11 protein-coding genes and 3 tRNA genes are annotated in these 14445 nt (G+C 56.9%); 2 read left to right on the forward strand and 12 right to left on the reverse strand.

From position 1 onward, the window contains the following. Positions 1–4: 4 nt before the first annotated feature. On the reverse strand, positions 5–1477 hold the full coding sequence (locus R84865_RS07375; RefSeq protein WP_435630917.1) for an aminotransferase class V-fold PLP-dependent enzyme: 1473 nt from the start codon (positions 1475–1477) through the stop codon (positions 5–7). 266 nt (positions 1478–1743) lie between these two features. Here R84865_RS07375 and R84865_RS07380 point away from each other — a divergent pair, with 266 nt between their 5' ends. Next, positions 1744–1890 carry a hypothetical protein gene (locus R84865_RS07380; RefSeq protein WP_435639271.1) on the forward strand — a complete coding sequence of 49 codons (147 nt, stop codon included), beginning with the start codon at positions 1744–1746 and terminating at the stop codon, positions 1888–1890. Positions 1891–1958: 68 nt separating this feature from the next. On the opposite strand, the gene R84865_RS07385 is transcribed toward R84865_RS07380, so the two are convergent. The 8 genes from R84865_RS07385 to R84865_RS07420 form a co-directional block, all read right to left on the reverse strand. Next, on the reverse strand, positions 1959–4715 hold the full coding sequence (locus tag R84865_RS07385; protein ID WP_435639272.1) for a TonB-dependent receptor: 2757 nt from the start codon (positions 4713–4715) through the stop codon (positions 1959–1961). A 366-nt stretch (positions 4716–5081) separates the two neighbouring features. After that, complete coding sequence (locus tag R84865_RS07390; RefSeq protein ID WP_435630919.1) at positions 5082–5660, reverse strand: DUF1349 domain-containing protein; 579 nt, start codon at positions 5658–5660, stop codon at positions 5082–5084. A gap of 37 nt (positions 5661–5697) precedes the next feature. Beyond that, positions 5698–6372 (reverse strand): HAD family hydrolase, encoded by a 675-nt coding sequence (locus tag R84865_RS07395; RefSeq protein ID WP_435636597.1) that lies wholly within the window; start codon positions 6370–6372, stop codon positions 5698–5700. Positions 6373–6374: 2 nt separating this feature from the next. Beyond that, complete coding sequence (locus R84865_RS07400; RefSeq protein WP_435639273.1) at positions 6375–7439, reverse strand: zinc-dependent alcohol dehydrogenase; 1065 nt, start codon at positions 7437–7439, stop codon at positions 6375–6377. Beyond that, positions 7436–8722, reverse strand: coding sequence for a class-III pyridoxal-phosphate-dependent aminotransferase (locus R84865_RS07405; protein WP_435639274.1), 1287 nt, complete (start codon positions 8720–8722; stop codon positions 7436–7438). Before R84865_RS07405 ends, R84865_RS07400 begins: the two co-directional genes overlap by 4 nt. Before the next feature lie 393 nt (positions 8723–9115). After that, the gene (locus tag R84865_RS07410; RefSeq protein WP_435639275.1) at positions 9116–9790 is read right to left on the reverse strand and encodes a MarC family NAAT transporter; all 675 of its coding nucleotides are present in this window, start codon (positions 9788–9790) and stop codon (positions 9116–9118) included. A 69-nt stretch (positions 9791–9859) separates the two neighbouring features. After that, positions 9860–11350 carry an anthranilate synthase component I gene (trpE, locus tag R84865_RS07415; RefSeq protein ID WP_435631195.1) on the reverse strand — a complete coding sequence of 497 codons (1491 nt, stop codon included), beginning with the start codon at positions 11348–11350 and terminating at the stop codon, positions 9860–9862. A 242-nt stretch (positions 11351–11592) separates the two neighbouring features. Beyond that, the gene (locus tag R84865_RS07420) at positions 11593–12273 is read right to left on the reverse strand and encodes a phosphoglycolate phosphatase (protein WP_435639276.1); all 681 of its coding nucleotides are present in this window, start codon (positions 12271–12273) and stop codon (positions 11593–11595) included. 319 nt (positions 12274–12592) lie between these two features. On the opposite strand from R84865_RS07420, the gene R84865_RS07425 reads away from it, so the two are divergent. After that, positions 12593–13888: an NAD(P)/FAD-dependent oxidoreductase gene (locus tag R84865_RS07425; RefSeq protein ID WP_435639277.1), complete on the forward strand. Its 1296-nt coding sequence runs from the start codon at positions 12593–12595 to the stop codon at positions 13886–13888. A 235-nt stretch (positions 13889–14123) separates the two neighbouring features. Here the strand turns inward: R84865_RS07425 and R84865_RS07430 are convergent. The 3 genes from R84865_RS07430 to R84865_RS07440 form a co-directional block, all read right to left on the reverse strand. Then, positions 14124–14200 (reverse strand) — tRNA-Asp (locus tag R84865_RS07430). Between the two features lie 43 nt (positions 14201–14243). Then, positions 14244–14319 (reverse strand) — tRNA-Val (locus R84865_RS07435). Positions 14320–14367: 48 nt separating this feature from the next. After that, positions 14368–14444: transfer RNA gene (locus R84865_RS07440), tRNA-Asp, on the reverse strand. Position 14445: the final 1 nt, after the last annotated feature.

Below are 14445 nucleotides of genomic sequence, written 5' to 3' on the forward strand. Positions count from 1 at the left end.
CCGCTTATACCTCGCTATCGATGGGCGTATCCGAGCGCGCTTGAAAGCTGAAGCGCGCGGAACCGCGTTCACCCTGGTACTGCGCGAACAGCGGCTCGCTACTGGTAGCCAGCTCAGCGACGGCGGCCAAAATGGCCGCCACCTGTGACTCGCTATGCAGATAGCTCAAATTAAGGCGCACCCAGCCCGGCTTGGCAAGCTCGTTGCCCTCTTGAAGCTGCTGTTCGATCGCCTGCGACGATGACTCATCGATGCCCAACAGGTAGTGCGCATAGGGGCCTGCACAGGCACAGCCACCGCGCGCCTGAATACCGAATTTGTCGCTAAGCAGCCGTGTCACCAGCTGATGGTTACGCGGTGTTCCTTCAGCGTCGAGCAATTGGAACGACAAAATTGGCAGCGCAGCGACCTGCTTATCGGGTGATAACAGACGCAGCCCCGCTAGCGATTGCCACGCTTCCAGCGCCTGCTGGCGCAGCGTTTGCTCGCGCGCTTCGATACGCTCGACGCCAACGGCCTCCTTGATCAGCATCACCAGTGCTGCGCGGATATCGCCCACTACATTGGGCGTACCGGCTTCCTCGCGAGCGGTCAGGCTTTCGACGTAGCGATGGTGCCACGGCGATACAAAGGCCACCGTGCCGCCGCCCGGCACGGATGGCGTCGCGTTGATATCCAGGGTGTCGCGCACCACCAGAATACCAGAGGCCCCCGGCCCGCCCGGAAACTTATGGGTGGAAAACACGATCGCATCCTTGGCGAACTCGCCTTCCCCCATATCGATATCCACGTAAGGCGCGACAGCCGCGTAATCAAAAATCGCCAACGCCCCTGCGCGCTTGAGACGCTGGGTAATGGCACGCGTATCGCTGAGCACGCCGGTCACGTTAGAGCCTGCCGAAAAGGCCCCCACCACCAGGTCGTATGACGGCGACTGCGCCAGCGCCTGATCCAGAGCGCTGAGATCAAGCGTGCCATGTTCATTAAGCGGTAGTTGCTCGAGCTCAGCACCGCTCTCGCGCCACGGCAGAATATTGGAATGATGCTCATAGGGCCCAATCAGCACCTTGACGCGCTGCCCCGCTGCCACGCGCGCCTTGATATCCAGCATACCGACAATACGATTGAGCCCTGCCGTGGCACCCGCGCCAGCAAAGATCACGTGCGCATCATTGCCAGCGCGGGTTATGCGAGCAATCTCGCCGCGTGCGGCTTCTCGCAGACGCTTGATCGACTGACCACAAAACGATGCTTCAGTGTGCGTATTGGAGTAAACCGGCAGCACCTCTTCGAGCACGAATGACTCAACCTGCCTCAATGCCCTTCCAGATGCCACATAGTCGGCGTAAATCAGCGTTTGCTCACCGAAGGGCGTGGTGTAGCGCAACTGCTCACCAATCAGCCCCGCACGTAACTGATCCAGCAGGTCGGGACGGGCAAGAGAGCGCTGGAAACGTTGCAGGGCTTGGGTAGTCACGTGCATAGGTCCTGAAAAATATGAATAAGAGACGCCACAAAATGAGCCAAGGTAGCGACGACATGGAAGATCACGCTAGCCGGACGCGCACTGATGGTGCAAGCGTTGCTTAAGCAGGCGTCGCGAAGACACCGCTGCACCGGCATGCCGCGCTGTATTCCCGCCACTCGGCCTTTGGTATAAGGGGTTGCAAGAAGTGTTCCAACGCATAGCGCGCCTTGAGCGTGGAAATACGCGTTCTACCGCTCACAACATCCGCTATCAGTATGCCCGATTGTCCATACGCCCAACAGCTTGCCATGAGCGGTGAGCAGGTCACTGATCTGCTTGAAACACAGCATTCTCTATTGGCGCTGAGCGTTATCCAGCATCCTGACGGCCAGTGTCTGGTAGCTGCCTCCGATAACACATAAGCCGCCCAGCGGACGGCTTATGCAACGTTGTTAACGATGAGCGGCGCCTGAACGCCGATTCACCGCGCTTAGAACGAGTATTGCAATCTCGTGTATAGCTCGCGCCCCAGCGAACTTGCGTAGCGCGAGTCGATACCATACGAGGTAAACGAGGTGTACGGCGGCTTGGTGTCGAACACATTGCGCGCACCGGCCACCACTCTGACGCCGCTGGCGAAGGCGTAGCCCGCGTTCACGTCGAAGGTGTCATAATGCGACACGCGGTTGTGGTATTTGTAGGCAGGTTCCGAGCCCTGGTTTTCGGTGTCCTTGTAGCCGGTTTGGTAGTTATAGGTGAGTCCTGCCGACCACGGACCTTTGGTCCAATTCAGGTAGGCACTGCCCTTCCAGCGAAACTGTACCTTGTCGAAGGAATCCATGCGGCCCAAGCCATTTTCCCAGCCTTCATCGTTGCTTTCGTCGTACTGGAACACATGCGTGAAATTCGCGCCAAAACGCCAATCGCCCCAGCTTGAAGGCAGCAGATAGCTCGCTTTTAGATCCACCCCATTGGTGTGAATCTTGCCAATGTTAGCAACACTATTATTGAAGTAATAAATAGTACCTGGCGTCCCACTCTGACCCTTCGCACAATCCTCTCCGTAGCGGCAGATATCGCCGGGGCCTGCATGGTCGAGCGCGTATTGGTAACTCGGCAAATCGACATCGTTACGAATGCGGTACCACCAGAAATCCGCCGACGTCACTAACCTGTCGACGGGTTCATAAATAAAGCCAAACTGCCATGACTCCGACTTCATCGGCTTCAGATCGCTATTGCCGCCATTATTGACTCGGAATTGCTCGTTGCATCCTTGACCGCCGGAACCACTAGGGCAAAGTACTGGGTCGTTTAGCCCTGAGCCAGCGTAGGTGAGGCTGCTGGGCGAGTACATGTCGTACAAACTCGGCGCAACAAAGGAGGTACTGTAGGAGCCACGGAAGGTCAGGTTATCCAGCGGCTGATAGCGGAAGGAGAACTTGGGATTGGCCGTATGCCCAACCTGCGAAAAGCGGTCATAGCGCCACGATGCCGTGGTTTCCAGTGATTCGAGCAGCGGCACGTTCAACTCGGTCCATACCGCCTGCTGATCGCGACTGGCCTTCACGTAACTGGCGCTTAAGCCCGAACTTTGCGCCGGACTGTCGTTCATACGCTGTTCGAAACGCTGGTGGCTTGCTTCGGCACCCACGGCAACCTGCACCGGGCCTGCGCCGAACCAATCCCCCAGCGAATGGCTAAGGTGACCATCCCAATTGACGCTATCACCTGTCGCATCCATCAGTTGGCCTGACCAGCGAGCCCGACGAATCAGCGGTAAATCGGCCTCGCCCGGCGGTTCGAACGGATTAAGCTCGCCGTTCTTCACCAGTTCCTGCATCTGCTCACCGTCAAGATAACCATCGTTGCCCCGCCACTTGGCGCGGGTGTGGTTGTAGGCAATCGCGGTGTCGTACTTCCAGCCACCAAAGGAGCCAAACTGGGCGTACTGGATGCGTTTGGTGTCATTTTTGAAGCCAACTACGTTCTGCTCAAGCGGTGACACCCACTTGGCCTTTACCGGTTTAGAGCGGTCGAGGTCGCTATTGGCAGCCACCGCAGCTGGGTAATTGGGGTTCTCAGGCTCAACGTCGAGATTGAGAATATCGGGATAGCTGGTGTTGCGCGCATTGCTGTGGGCCCAGAAATACGAAAGTTCACCGGTGTTATCACCGCCTAGGTCGAAGCTTAGCGCGGTATACAGCGAGGTATTTTGCTGGGGATCGATGTAGTTGCCCCACCCCCACGCGTCTGACGCGCAGACACCTTTACGCGACGACGGGATACCGCCATTACAGGCGGTCTGATAGTACTTTGACGAGCCCTCTTGGGATGTTCCCTGATAAACGCCGGGGTGGTAGAGCGAACCGTAATCCGGCCAGTAGTCGGTGTCGCGGTAAAAGCTATGGCTGTGGTTTTGACCGCGCTGGTTTTGATAATCCAGCGTGCCCATCCAGTTATAACCGTCCTTTTCCAGATCGCCGGTTCCCCAGGTAGCGGAGTAATCCTGCTTCTGACCGCCGCCGCTATGCGTCGGCGTGCTTTGGTTGGTTTCGACGTTCAGGCCTTGGTAGTTCTTCTTGGTAATGAAGTTAATGACCCCCGCCATCGCATCAGAGCCGTAGAGCGCCGATGCGCTATCGGTGAGCACTTCGATACGGCTAATGGCGGCAAATGGAATGGAGTTCAGATCAACCGCTGAGCTGGAATACGCATTCGCGACAATGCGCCGCCCGTTCAGTAGCACCAGCGTTTTGTCGCTGCCCAACCCGCGCAAATCCGCATAGGAGGCACCGCCGGAGTATGCACTGGTCATCTGTGACGAGGTGTTGCCTTGCGACGAGTTATTGACGCCCAACTGCTGGAGAAACTGCTCAGCCGAGGTAATACCGCGCTGCTTTAGCTCTTCCGCATGGTAAACGGTAATCGGTTGGGCCGTTTCCGCCGTTGGCGAATTGAGCGCGGTGCCGGTCACCGAAACATCCTGCAAGCGCTGCGTGTTCGCTCCCGCTGCGCCGCTGGCAGCGGCCGCAGGTACCGCAGCGGCTGCCGCTTCTGCCGGGGCTGCTTCTGCCGGGGCGGCAACCTCACTACTGCTCTGCGCATTAGCATGAGCACTCAGCGATAGCGTAAGCGACAACGTTGAAGCGAATGTAAGGGACGTGAATGTACGTTTTTTTCTATACGGCGGGCGCGCCTGCGAAGCCAATGCAGGCGACGACGGCACTCCGGGAGGCAGCGTCATGATGTTGTCCTTGAATGAACGTGATTATTATTAGTGACTTAGCGCCAATTTTGTCGTTACGTTCACAAGGAATTCTTGCCGGCCCCGTGGGGGCGCTGGCAACCGCTAGATAGCAAGAATTCTTTGTTATTGTTGTTAACCTAGCGTTAACACTTACAACCAATAGCGTTTTTCTGCGACGCGAGCAAGTCCTAATGATCAGTTGCGCTGAACGCGTTTCGTTGTTGCTGGCGGCTGCCCCCTAACACAACCAGCATGACGCTCCCTTCGGCTGCGTTTTTAGCCTTCCATTGAAAAGGCAGCATCCACGCGAATAAGCGCGAATGCTGCCTTTCGAGCACTCAAGCAATGTGTGCCAAGGCACCATCAGCTCAAATCGTGCAGCTCTTTTTCAAGCGGCGGACCCAGCTGTAGTTCGCTGAAAACCACCTCGAGCCCTCCTCGCTCTGGGGTACAGCACATAGCGCCAACAAACGCAGGCTGCTTCGACGACCAATCAAGTAGGCGTAACAGCGGCCAGGTCTTTCCATCATCGGAGTACTGAATGCGCAGCACATCATCGGTGCAGGTTGCACGCATCCAGAATCGACGCGGATTACCGCTAAATACGCCGGTCGACCAGTCCGAGTGATCACGTGTCACCACACACGACATCGCTGGCGCATCGTCGTTGTATTCGATACCCGCCTTCACCCAATCATGTGCCGAGTGCTGAATGAACAGCCCTGCCTGATCGTATAACTGCTCGAAGTTGGCCTCTACACACAGCTGCAGAGTGAAATCGCCACTGATCTGCTGCCCGAACGCGTGGCCGCTATGACGCACAAACCCATAATGGGTCTTGCGCCAGAAGTCGGTGCCCTCGTCGGTCACCACTACCAACTGCTGCTGATCGATACGCCATTGCGAGGGACGATTCAGCCACTGCCCTTGAGAGATATCCATGGTGTTATTTCCCGTCCAAATGTGTTCCTTAGTGCCTTTAGCCGTCATCGTTGAGCGCTTCCACTGCACTGGATGAGCAGAGCGGCGGCTCCGTTAGCCAGCGTGAATAAAGCTCATCGAGCGACACGATCACGTCCTCGGCATTGCGGTAATCCTGCTGGCCCGACAGCGCATGCGGCCACGCAATGACATGGGCGATGCCCGCCGATCTTGCCGCAGCAATGCCCAAGGCGGTGTCTTCGAGCACCCAGCAGTGCGTCGGGCGAGCCGCCAGGCAGGCAAGCATCGCTTGATAAGGATGTGGATGAGGCTTGGTCAGCACCACATCATCACCGCTAATCAGCTTGTGAGGCTTGCCACTGCCGCGCAAAAGCAGCGCCAGATTCGCCTGACACACCTTGCGCGGCGCCGTCGAGACGAACCCGTAAGGCACACCATGCTGCTCAAGGTAGTCGATAAGTTGGCTAATACCGGGGCGTAAGTCGCTCGCGTTAAGCTGCGCGCAATAATGGTCGCTAATTCGATCATGCAGGGCGGCCTCGCCTGCCCCCTCGATGTTCAGCCGGCGCAGCGTGTCGGCAAGACTCAGACCGATTAGTTGCTCGACCGCCACCCCCTGCGTGTGCTCAGGAAACAGCGTGCGCAGCACCTCGAAGTGGCGTTGTTCGCTATCGACCACAACACCATCGATATCAAAGATAAAGGCGTCCATGGTTAGTGCCTGCCTACCGTCATATCGAGTAGCACCTTGGCACTCGGTTGATCAGGAACGCTGAAGCTACGCTTTTCAACATCACAGCCAATCAGCGCAAAACCTTGCTGATAGTCCTCTAACGCAAGCGTGTGGCTCACCATCTTCAGCGCAGGAATCTCGCCATCGCGAATCGCGTGATAGGCGCGCTCGAAGCTGTTGTTCAACGAATCAATCGAGCCGATAACCGACAAACTCTTGTCAGCGATGTGCAGCATATTCAACTCAGAGAACTGACGTTTGAGCGCCACGTTGAGCAATTTGCCTCCGCGTGCCAAGCGCTCGAAAAGCTCTTTCGCCAAGTGACCACTGGTATCCACCGCGATATCGATGAGCGCATCGGACGCGCCGTACTCCGCAGCCATCGCGCTATCCAGGTCGGCATACAGCACGCTGCCGGGCGGCAGCACCTGCTCGGCAAACTGTCTGCGCTGCTCGGAGCGTTCTACAAGGAGAGGACGCAAACCGCGACGATACAGCTCCCACAAATATAAAAGCCCCATCGGCCCTGCCCCAATGACCAGCGTACGCGCTTCGGTACTTACCAGATGCAGCGCATCAACGCCGGTAATGACGCAGCTCAGCGGCTCAGTCAACGCAGCCGCACGACTATCGACGTGATCGTCGAGCTTGATCATGTAATCGCCGTGGGCGCGGTAGCGATCAGCGAAACAGCCGTCGTAGGACACCCCTGCTTCGGTGCCCATCTTGCGCTCGCAGTGGTTGGGGTTACCGATGCGGCACAATCGGCACTCACCGCACGAATAGGTCGGATTGATGACCACCCGATCGCCCAACGCCAAATGACGCACATTCTCGCCCTTCTCCACCACGCGCCCGGTGGATTCGTGCCCAAGCGTAGTGCCCGACACCGCCACCGCATAGCTACCGGTAACGATACCCACATCGGTACCGCAAATGCCGCAGTAGTCGAGCTCGACAACTACGTCGTCGGGCCCTTCGCAATGCAATTCAGCCACGTTATCCAGGGAGATATCCCAAATGTCGCGAAACTTGAGCGCTCTCATGCAACGCCCTCCAGCTGTGGGCAGGTCGCCACGAATTCCGCCAGGCTAGCGTCGAGCGCATGCAGCAATACATCGATATCCTGCTGCGTGCTGATCAGCGCCGGCCTAACCTTGACGGTGTTGCTGCGCCCATAGCGCGCGCTGCGCACGATCAACTGATGGCGTTCGGCAATCTCGATGAAAAGGTCCACTGACTCAACGGTGGGAAGATCAAAGGCATACATGAAACCGATACCGCGCGCACCGCTCATAAAGCCGCTGTAGCGCTGCTGAAGCTCCAGCAGCCCCGCTTCGAGGTGCGGCTGCAGCGCCTCGACGTTGTCTAGCACGCCTTCTTCTTCAATCACCGAAATGGTCGCGTCGAGCGCAGTCAGGGCCAGCGGGTTGGCACCACTCGTGCTGGAATGCTCGAAGGATTCGAGCACATCGTATTCGGGACGCATGCATATGCCCGCCGCGGGGATACCGATACCTCCCGCTCCTTTGGCAAACACCAGAATGTCGGGCTGCAAGGCGGCGGCATAGCCGCTACTGGCGAAGAAGCTACCGGTACGGCCAAAGCCGGTCTGCACTTCATCGGCAATAATCGCGATGTTGTGGCGCGACGCTACCTCGCGTAGCGCGCTATAAAACGCGGGTGGGAAGACGATGTTGCCGCCGTTGCCCTGCACCGGCTCGATAACGATGCAGGCAATGTTGTCGGTGGATGCATATTCGATGTATTGCTCGAAATCAGGCAGTTCGATCGGTGCTGATGCCGAAACGCCGCAATAGAGCGAAGCGGGCGCAGGAATTTTCAGCGAGCCTTCGATTACGGTGTGGAAATGCGACAGCCTGAACGCATTGCCCGAGATCGAGGCAGTCGCGAGCGATTGCCCATGGTGAGCACGATAAAAGGAAATAACACCGGAACGCCCCGACGCTTTTTGAGCCATTCTAATGGCCCCTTCGATCGCACTCGATCCGGTAATATCGCGGAACCAGAAGCGTTCCATGCCGGCCGGCAAATAAGGCTTGAGGCGTTCGAATAACAACTGCGAAGCATCGTGGGTAAAACGGGAGCTAAGATGAGAGCAGCGCTCGAGCTGCTGCTGTAGCCGCGCTACCAGCGTGGGGTGGTTGTATCCCAACGCTAGATTGAAGGTGCCGGATGCAGCGTCAAACATTTTCTTTCCATCGACAAACAAATAAGGCCCTTCACCTCGAAAAGACGACATTAGTTGATTAAAACGGTGATGATTATTCATATACAAGGCTCCAGCGTAGAACGCACTTGCCGACATTGGCGAAATGCACCGTGACAGGTGGTGCTAAATGTCGTTGCTGGAATAGTTGCCATCAACACGCCATTAAGAAATAAACCGCTTAGCCATAATTGGCCCAAGGCGGAAAAAATCACTTAGGAATAAGCAGCGCACACGGGAGCCGAAAATTCGCAGCGTGTTGCGTAATGGCAGCGAAAAAAGCCGGTTTTTTAAGCGCAAAAAATTATAAAAACCTTAAGCTTTATCAATTAAGGAACAACCGTAAATATCTCATGAAAAAATATTAATAATTATTTCTCACCACGCATTTTCTATTATGCAGCAGCGACCTTATCGAATAACAAAGAAAATAAAAAGGACGCCTCGATAGAGGCGCCCTATTATAAGTTACATACTACCGTGCAATCGCGGTTATCCCGCGTGAAACTTCATGATCACTTCCGTGATGCCATTAATGCCAAACTGCACGCCCATGCCAATCAGCAAGAACCCTACCAAGCGCGAAATCGCATCGAGCCCTGAGTGACCCAGCGCCTTCATGATCAGCCCGGCACTGCGCAGCACCACCCAATACACGCACGCCACGATCAAGGTGGTGGCAATAACGCTCAGATGCAGCGCAACCGAGGCATGCGCGTGGGGATCAAGGCTCGACGCGATGCTGATCACCAGCGCGATCGCGCCCGGCCCAGCCGTGCCAGGCAACGCCAGCGGTACAAACGCCAGATTGCGCACGTGCGGCTTGGCCTTGTCTTCATCGCTTAACATCGACTTTTGCGCTTCCGGCTCGCTGGGCTGATCCGATGGGAACAGCATGCCGAAGCCGATGTAGCAGACGATCAAACCACCCGCCAAACGCAGCCCCGGCAGCGAAATGCCGAAAGCGCTCATGATGAAGCTGCCGCCATAGAAGCACACCAGCAAAATGATGCCAACATAGATAGCCGACTTGAACACCTGTCGGTTGCGTTCCGCCGCGCTCAGACCGTTACCCAGCGATAGCAGCAACGACATGCTGGTCAGCGGGTTAGCCACCGGCAACAGCGATAGCACCCCCAGCACGGTGTAGTGGATAAATTGGCTCACAGTGGTTGCTCCCTGTTAGGCCCGGCCTTCTTTACTACCTACCGGGCGAAGTTGATATCACCGAAAACGCTACTCCTGCCCAAGATTATCAAGGCCGCGTTCAGCCATGGAGGCGGCCCGGAACATTGCACGGCGCTTGTTCAGCGTTTCCTGCCACTCGTCTTCGGGGTTGGAATCCGCGACGATACCGCCCCCGGCCTGGACGTGCAGTTGACCGTCCTTGATCACGCCAGTACGGATGGCAATCGCGGTATCCATATTGCCCTGCCATGAAATATAGCCCACCGCGCCGGAATAGACCCCACGTTTGACCGGTTCGATTTCGTCGATCACTTCCAGCGCACGCACTTTGGCCGCACCCGAGACGGTGCCGGCCGGGAAGGTAGCGCGCAGTACATCGATGGGGCCGAGCCCGGGCTTGATCTTACCGGTTACGTTGGAAACGATGTGCATGACGTGGGAATAGCGCTCGATGGTCATGGTATCGGTCAGATCGACGGTACCATCGACGCTGATCCGGCCCACGTCGTTACGCCCCAGGTCGATCAGCATCACGTGCTCGGCGCGCTCCTTGGGATCGTTGAGCAGATCCTGCTCGAGTTCGGCGTCTTCTTCAGCGGTCGCACCGCGCTTACGAGTACCGGCAATCGGGCGCAAGGTGATTTCTTCACCTTCAAGGCGCGCCAGAATTTCCGGCGAAGAGCCCACCACGTAATGATCGCCCAGGTTGAAGAAGAACATATAAGGAGAAGGATTCAGCGTGCGCAGCGAGCGATACAGATCGAGGGGTGCCGCTTCGAAGGCAATACTCATGCGCTGCGAAGGCACGCACTGCATCAAGTCCCCCGCCTTGACGTATTCCTTGATGGTTTCGACCGCGTTTTTATAGCCTTCTTCAGTGAAGCTGGCGAAATAATCGTTTTCGTCGATGTCGCGGCCGGTACCGGGGCTTTTCAGCGCCAGCGTGCGTTCGCGCAACTGCTGCTCAAGCTCGTCGATGCGACGCTGGGCCTGCGCCAGCGCATCCGCTTCGGCAGGATCAACATGGGTAAGCAGCGTAACGCGCCCCGACACATTGTCGAAAATCAGCGCTTCTTCACACACCAACAGCATAATGTCCGGCACATCGACCGGATCGGGCTTGGTAACGCCCTGCAAGCGCGGCTCGATATAGCGCACCGTATCGAAACCGAAATAGCCCACCAGACCGCCGGCAAAGATACCCGCACGCTCAGGCTCGGCGACCTTGCGACGCGTTCTGAACTGGTCGATCCAGGCCAAGGGATCATCCACTTCGGTAGCACCACTCAGTTCGTTATCGACATAGTGGCGCACCTTGAAGCCACGCACTTCGATGCGCTCGCGACACGGCAATCCAATAATCGAATAGCGCCCCCATTTGTCGCCGCCGGTCACCGATTCGAGCAAAAAGCTCCACGGCTCGTCGGCCAGCTTCAGGTAGGTAGAAAGCGGTGTATCGAGATCGGCGAGAATTTCACGCGAAACGGGAATGCGGTTATAGCCCTCAGCAGCAAGCTGGGCGAAGTGATCGGCGGTCATCATAAGGGTATCTCTTGGCAACGGTGAATAATGCAATGGCGGTGGTTTTAATGGGGGCCGCCGCTCACCATCGCATTGAGCGCGTTTCACGCATTAGGCAGTACGGGTGGCAATCGCAGGACATCGGTTTCCCTATTGATCGGCGAAAATATGACAAAAAGCCTTGAAAAGACGAGCTCAAGAGTACCGCAATCGGTGCCTGAGCACACGGCGAATCTATACGCCTTCATGGCTACGGAAGGTTAGTCGTCAAGCACCTCGGTGAGCGCATCAACGATCCAGTCGGGCTCGCTGTGCGCAATCGGCTCGCCGTGATTATAACCATAGCTTACCGCCAGAGTAGCGACCTGCGCCGCTTTACCGGCACGCACGTCGTTGCGCGAATCCCCCACCATCAGCGCATTGGCCGCCGCGATGTCGAAGTGCTTTAGCACGTGCAGCAGTGGCTCAGGGTCGGGCTTCTTGTGTGGCAGTGAGTCGCCCCCCAGCACTAGCGAAAAATAATCGCCAATGCCTGTGCCCTTCAGCACCGGATCGACAAACTCATAAGGCTTGTTGGTCACCAGCGCTATCGTCACGCGCGTTTGCTTGAGTTGCTCGAGGAAGCGCATAACGCCGGGGTAGAGCTGCGAGTAGCGGCATGGCGATTGGGCATAGGCGCGATTGAAGCGCTCCAGTACCTGTTTCAGCTCGCTTTCCTTTACCTGCTGCTCGGCAATGCCATGCGCATCGGCGAGCGCTCGCTTCACCAGCATTTCAGTGCCGTTGCCAACCCAGCCGCGCGCTTTGTGCAGCCCCGCTGCGGAATATCCACTGTCGCTAAGGGCGCTATCGAGCGCAGCCGCTAAATCGGGGATGGAGTCGACGAGAGTGCCATCGAGATCGCAGATCACTAGTCGGGTGTGTGCAAGCGCGGGGTGCATAAGGGCTCCTTGGCGATAACAGAAGAACAGCTCATGTTACCGTGGCGCTTGGCACTATTGCGATGGGCAGTGGATATCGCGCTAGCGCAGCGTGAGCCACTGCACAGAGTTTTTCATTTTATCTCAAGAAAAATTGATTTCTTTTTATAAAACAGAACGAATTGTTCAAAAAAACTCCGCAATCCAGCTATCACGTTCAGGCAGCCGACCTGTTAAAATGCGATAAATTCCTGTTTAGGGACCTTTTCCGTTTCGAATAGGCAACGAGATGGTAAGCCCCCTGATTTTTCATCGTTGAAGTGAATACCGAGGAGGCAACATGGCGTTACCCCGTATCGTAGTGGTGGGCGGCGGCGCTGGTGGCATTGAGCTCGCCACCAAGCTGGGCCACACGCTAGGCAAGCGTGACAAAGCCGAAATCGTGCTGATCGACCGCAATCCGACCCACATCTGGAAACCGCTGCTGCACGAAGTGGCCGTGGGCGCCATCGACACTGAACTCGATCAGGTTTCCTATCTTAGTCATTCACGTGCCAACGGCTACCGCTTCCAATTGGGCAACCTGAGCGCGCTGGATCGCGAGCAGCAGAAGCTTACCTTGTCGGCCATTAGCGACGAAGAAGGGGCAGAGGTCCTTCCGGAGCGCCATTTCGACTACGACTATCTGGTGTTGGCACTGGGCAGCGTGTCCAACGACTTCGGTACGCCGGGCGTCAAGGACAACTGCTTCTTCATCGATAGCCCGCAGCAGGCTGAACGCTTCCGTCAGCAGATGCTTAACACCTTCTTGCGCACTACCGCCGATGTGAACGCTGATAACGACCTGACCGTCGCTATTGTTGGCGCAGGCGCAACCGGTGTGGAGCTGTCGGCGGAGCTTTATAACGCGATTGATATGCTGTCGAGCTACAACGCCAACGGCTTCTCGCGCAGTCGTCTGAAGGTGCATATTCTGGAAGCAGCGCCGCGCGTACTGCCTGCGCTGGGCGAGCGGATTAGCCAGAATGTGCACCGCCAGCTCGAATCGCTGGGGGTCAAGATTCACGTCGGCACTCAGGTCGCTAAAGCCGACGAGCAAGGTTTCGAAACCGCCGACGGCGAGCGTATCGACGCAGACCTGATGGTGTGGGCCGCCGGCGTTCGCGGCGCTGACCTGCTGGCCACGCTTGGGCTTTCTACCGAGCGCAATAACCAGATCAAGGTGGAACCTTCCATGGTCAGCATTGATGATTCGCACATCTTTGCCATCGGCGACTGCGCAGCGTGCCCGCAGCCCAACGACAAGATGGTGCCACCGCGCGCCCAGGCAGCCCACCAGATGTCGTCGCATCTGGTTAAAAGCTTCCAGCGACTGCTCAAGGGCGGCGAGCTGAAACCCTTCGTCTACAAGGATATGGGCTCGCTAGTGTCGCTATCGCGTTTCCAGACCTTCGGCACACTGATGAACGGCTCTTCGGTGCGTGGCCTCTTCGTTGAAGGCTGGCTGGCCAAGATGTCGTACTCTTCGCTGTACCGTATGCACCAGATGGCCATCTACGGCTGGCTGCGCACCGGCGCTAAAGTAATCGTTGACCGCCTCAACCGCTGGCTGCGTCCCAAGCTCAAGCTGCATTGATCGCTAGCCACATTGCAGTAATAAAAAAGCCGCTCTCATGCACGGGAGCGGCTTTTTTGTGCGCACGAACTTCTAACCACTAAGCGCACTAGCGGGGGCAAGAAAAATACTGGGAAAAAATGCTGGCGCGAGACTGCAGGAGGGAGCGCTTGTCGTGACGGCGCAATAAATTCCAGGCATAAAAAAACGCCTTTCGGCGTCTTGGGTGCGATAGATGAGAATTCCATCGAAGAAGTGGCGGACCGGACGAGACTCGAACTCGCGACCTCCGGCGTGACAGGCCGGCATTCTAACCAGCTGAACTACCGGTCCACTGACTGATGGCGCTGTTCAGGCGGGCCATCACACTGATATATGGTGGGTGGTACAGGATTCGAACCTGTGACCCCCTGCTTGTAAGGCAGGTGCTCTACCAACTGAGCTAACCACCCGATGCGTAAGCTGATCTAATGTGCCAGCATACGACAAGAAAGGCTGTATGGCGGACCGGACGAGACTCGAACTCGCGACCTCCGGCGTGACAGGCCGGCATTCTAACCAGCTGAACTACCGGTCCG

The organism is Carnimonas bestiolae (genome assembly GCF_051251145.1).
Classification (GTDB): Bacteria; Pseudomonadota; Gammaproteobacteria; order Pseudomonadales; family Halomonadaceae; genus Carnimonas; species Carnimonas bestiolae.

Excerpts from the sequence above, each read along its gene's own strand:
- trpE (WP_435631195.1), bottom strand. The coding sequence starts at position 11,350 with ATGACCGCCGATCACTTCGCCCAGCTTGCTGCTGAGGGCTATAACCGC.
- R84865_RS07390 (WP_435630919.1), bottom strand. The coding sequence starts at position 5,660 with ATGGATATCTCTCAAGGGCAGTGGCTGAATCGTCCCTCGCAATGGCGT.
- R84865_RS07420 (WP_435639276.1), bottom strand. The coding sequence starts at position 12,273 with ATGCACCCCGCGCTTGCACACACCCGACTAGTGATCTGCGATCTCGAT.
- R84865_RS07385 (WP_435639272.1), bottom strand. The coding sequence starts at position 4,715 with ATGACGCTGCCTCCCGGAGTGCCGTCGTCGCCTGCATTGGCTTCGCAG.
- R84865_RS07405 (WP_435639274.1), bottom strand. The coding sequence starts at position 8,722 with ATGTCGGCAAGTGCGTTCTACGCTGGAGCCTTGTATATGAATAATCAT.
- R84865_RS07380 (WP_435639271.1), top strand. The coding sequence starts at position 1,744 with ATGCCCGATTGTCCATACGCCCAACAGCTTGCCATGAGCGGTGAGCAG.
- R84865_RS07395 (WP_435636597.1), bottom strand. The coding sequence starts at position 6,372 with ATGGACGCCTTTATCTTTGATATCGATGGTGTTGTGGTCGATAGCGAA.
- R84865_RS07400 (WP_435639273.1), bottom strand. The coding sequence starts at position 7,439 with ATGAGAGCGCTCAAGTTTCGCGACATTTGGGATATCTCCCTGGATAAC.
- R84865_RS07425 (WP_435639277.1), top strand. The coding sequence starts at position 12,593 with ATGGCGTTACCCCGTATCGTAGTGGTGGGCGGCGGCGCTGGTGGCATT.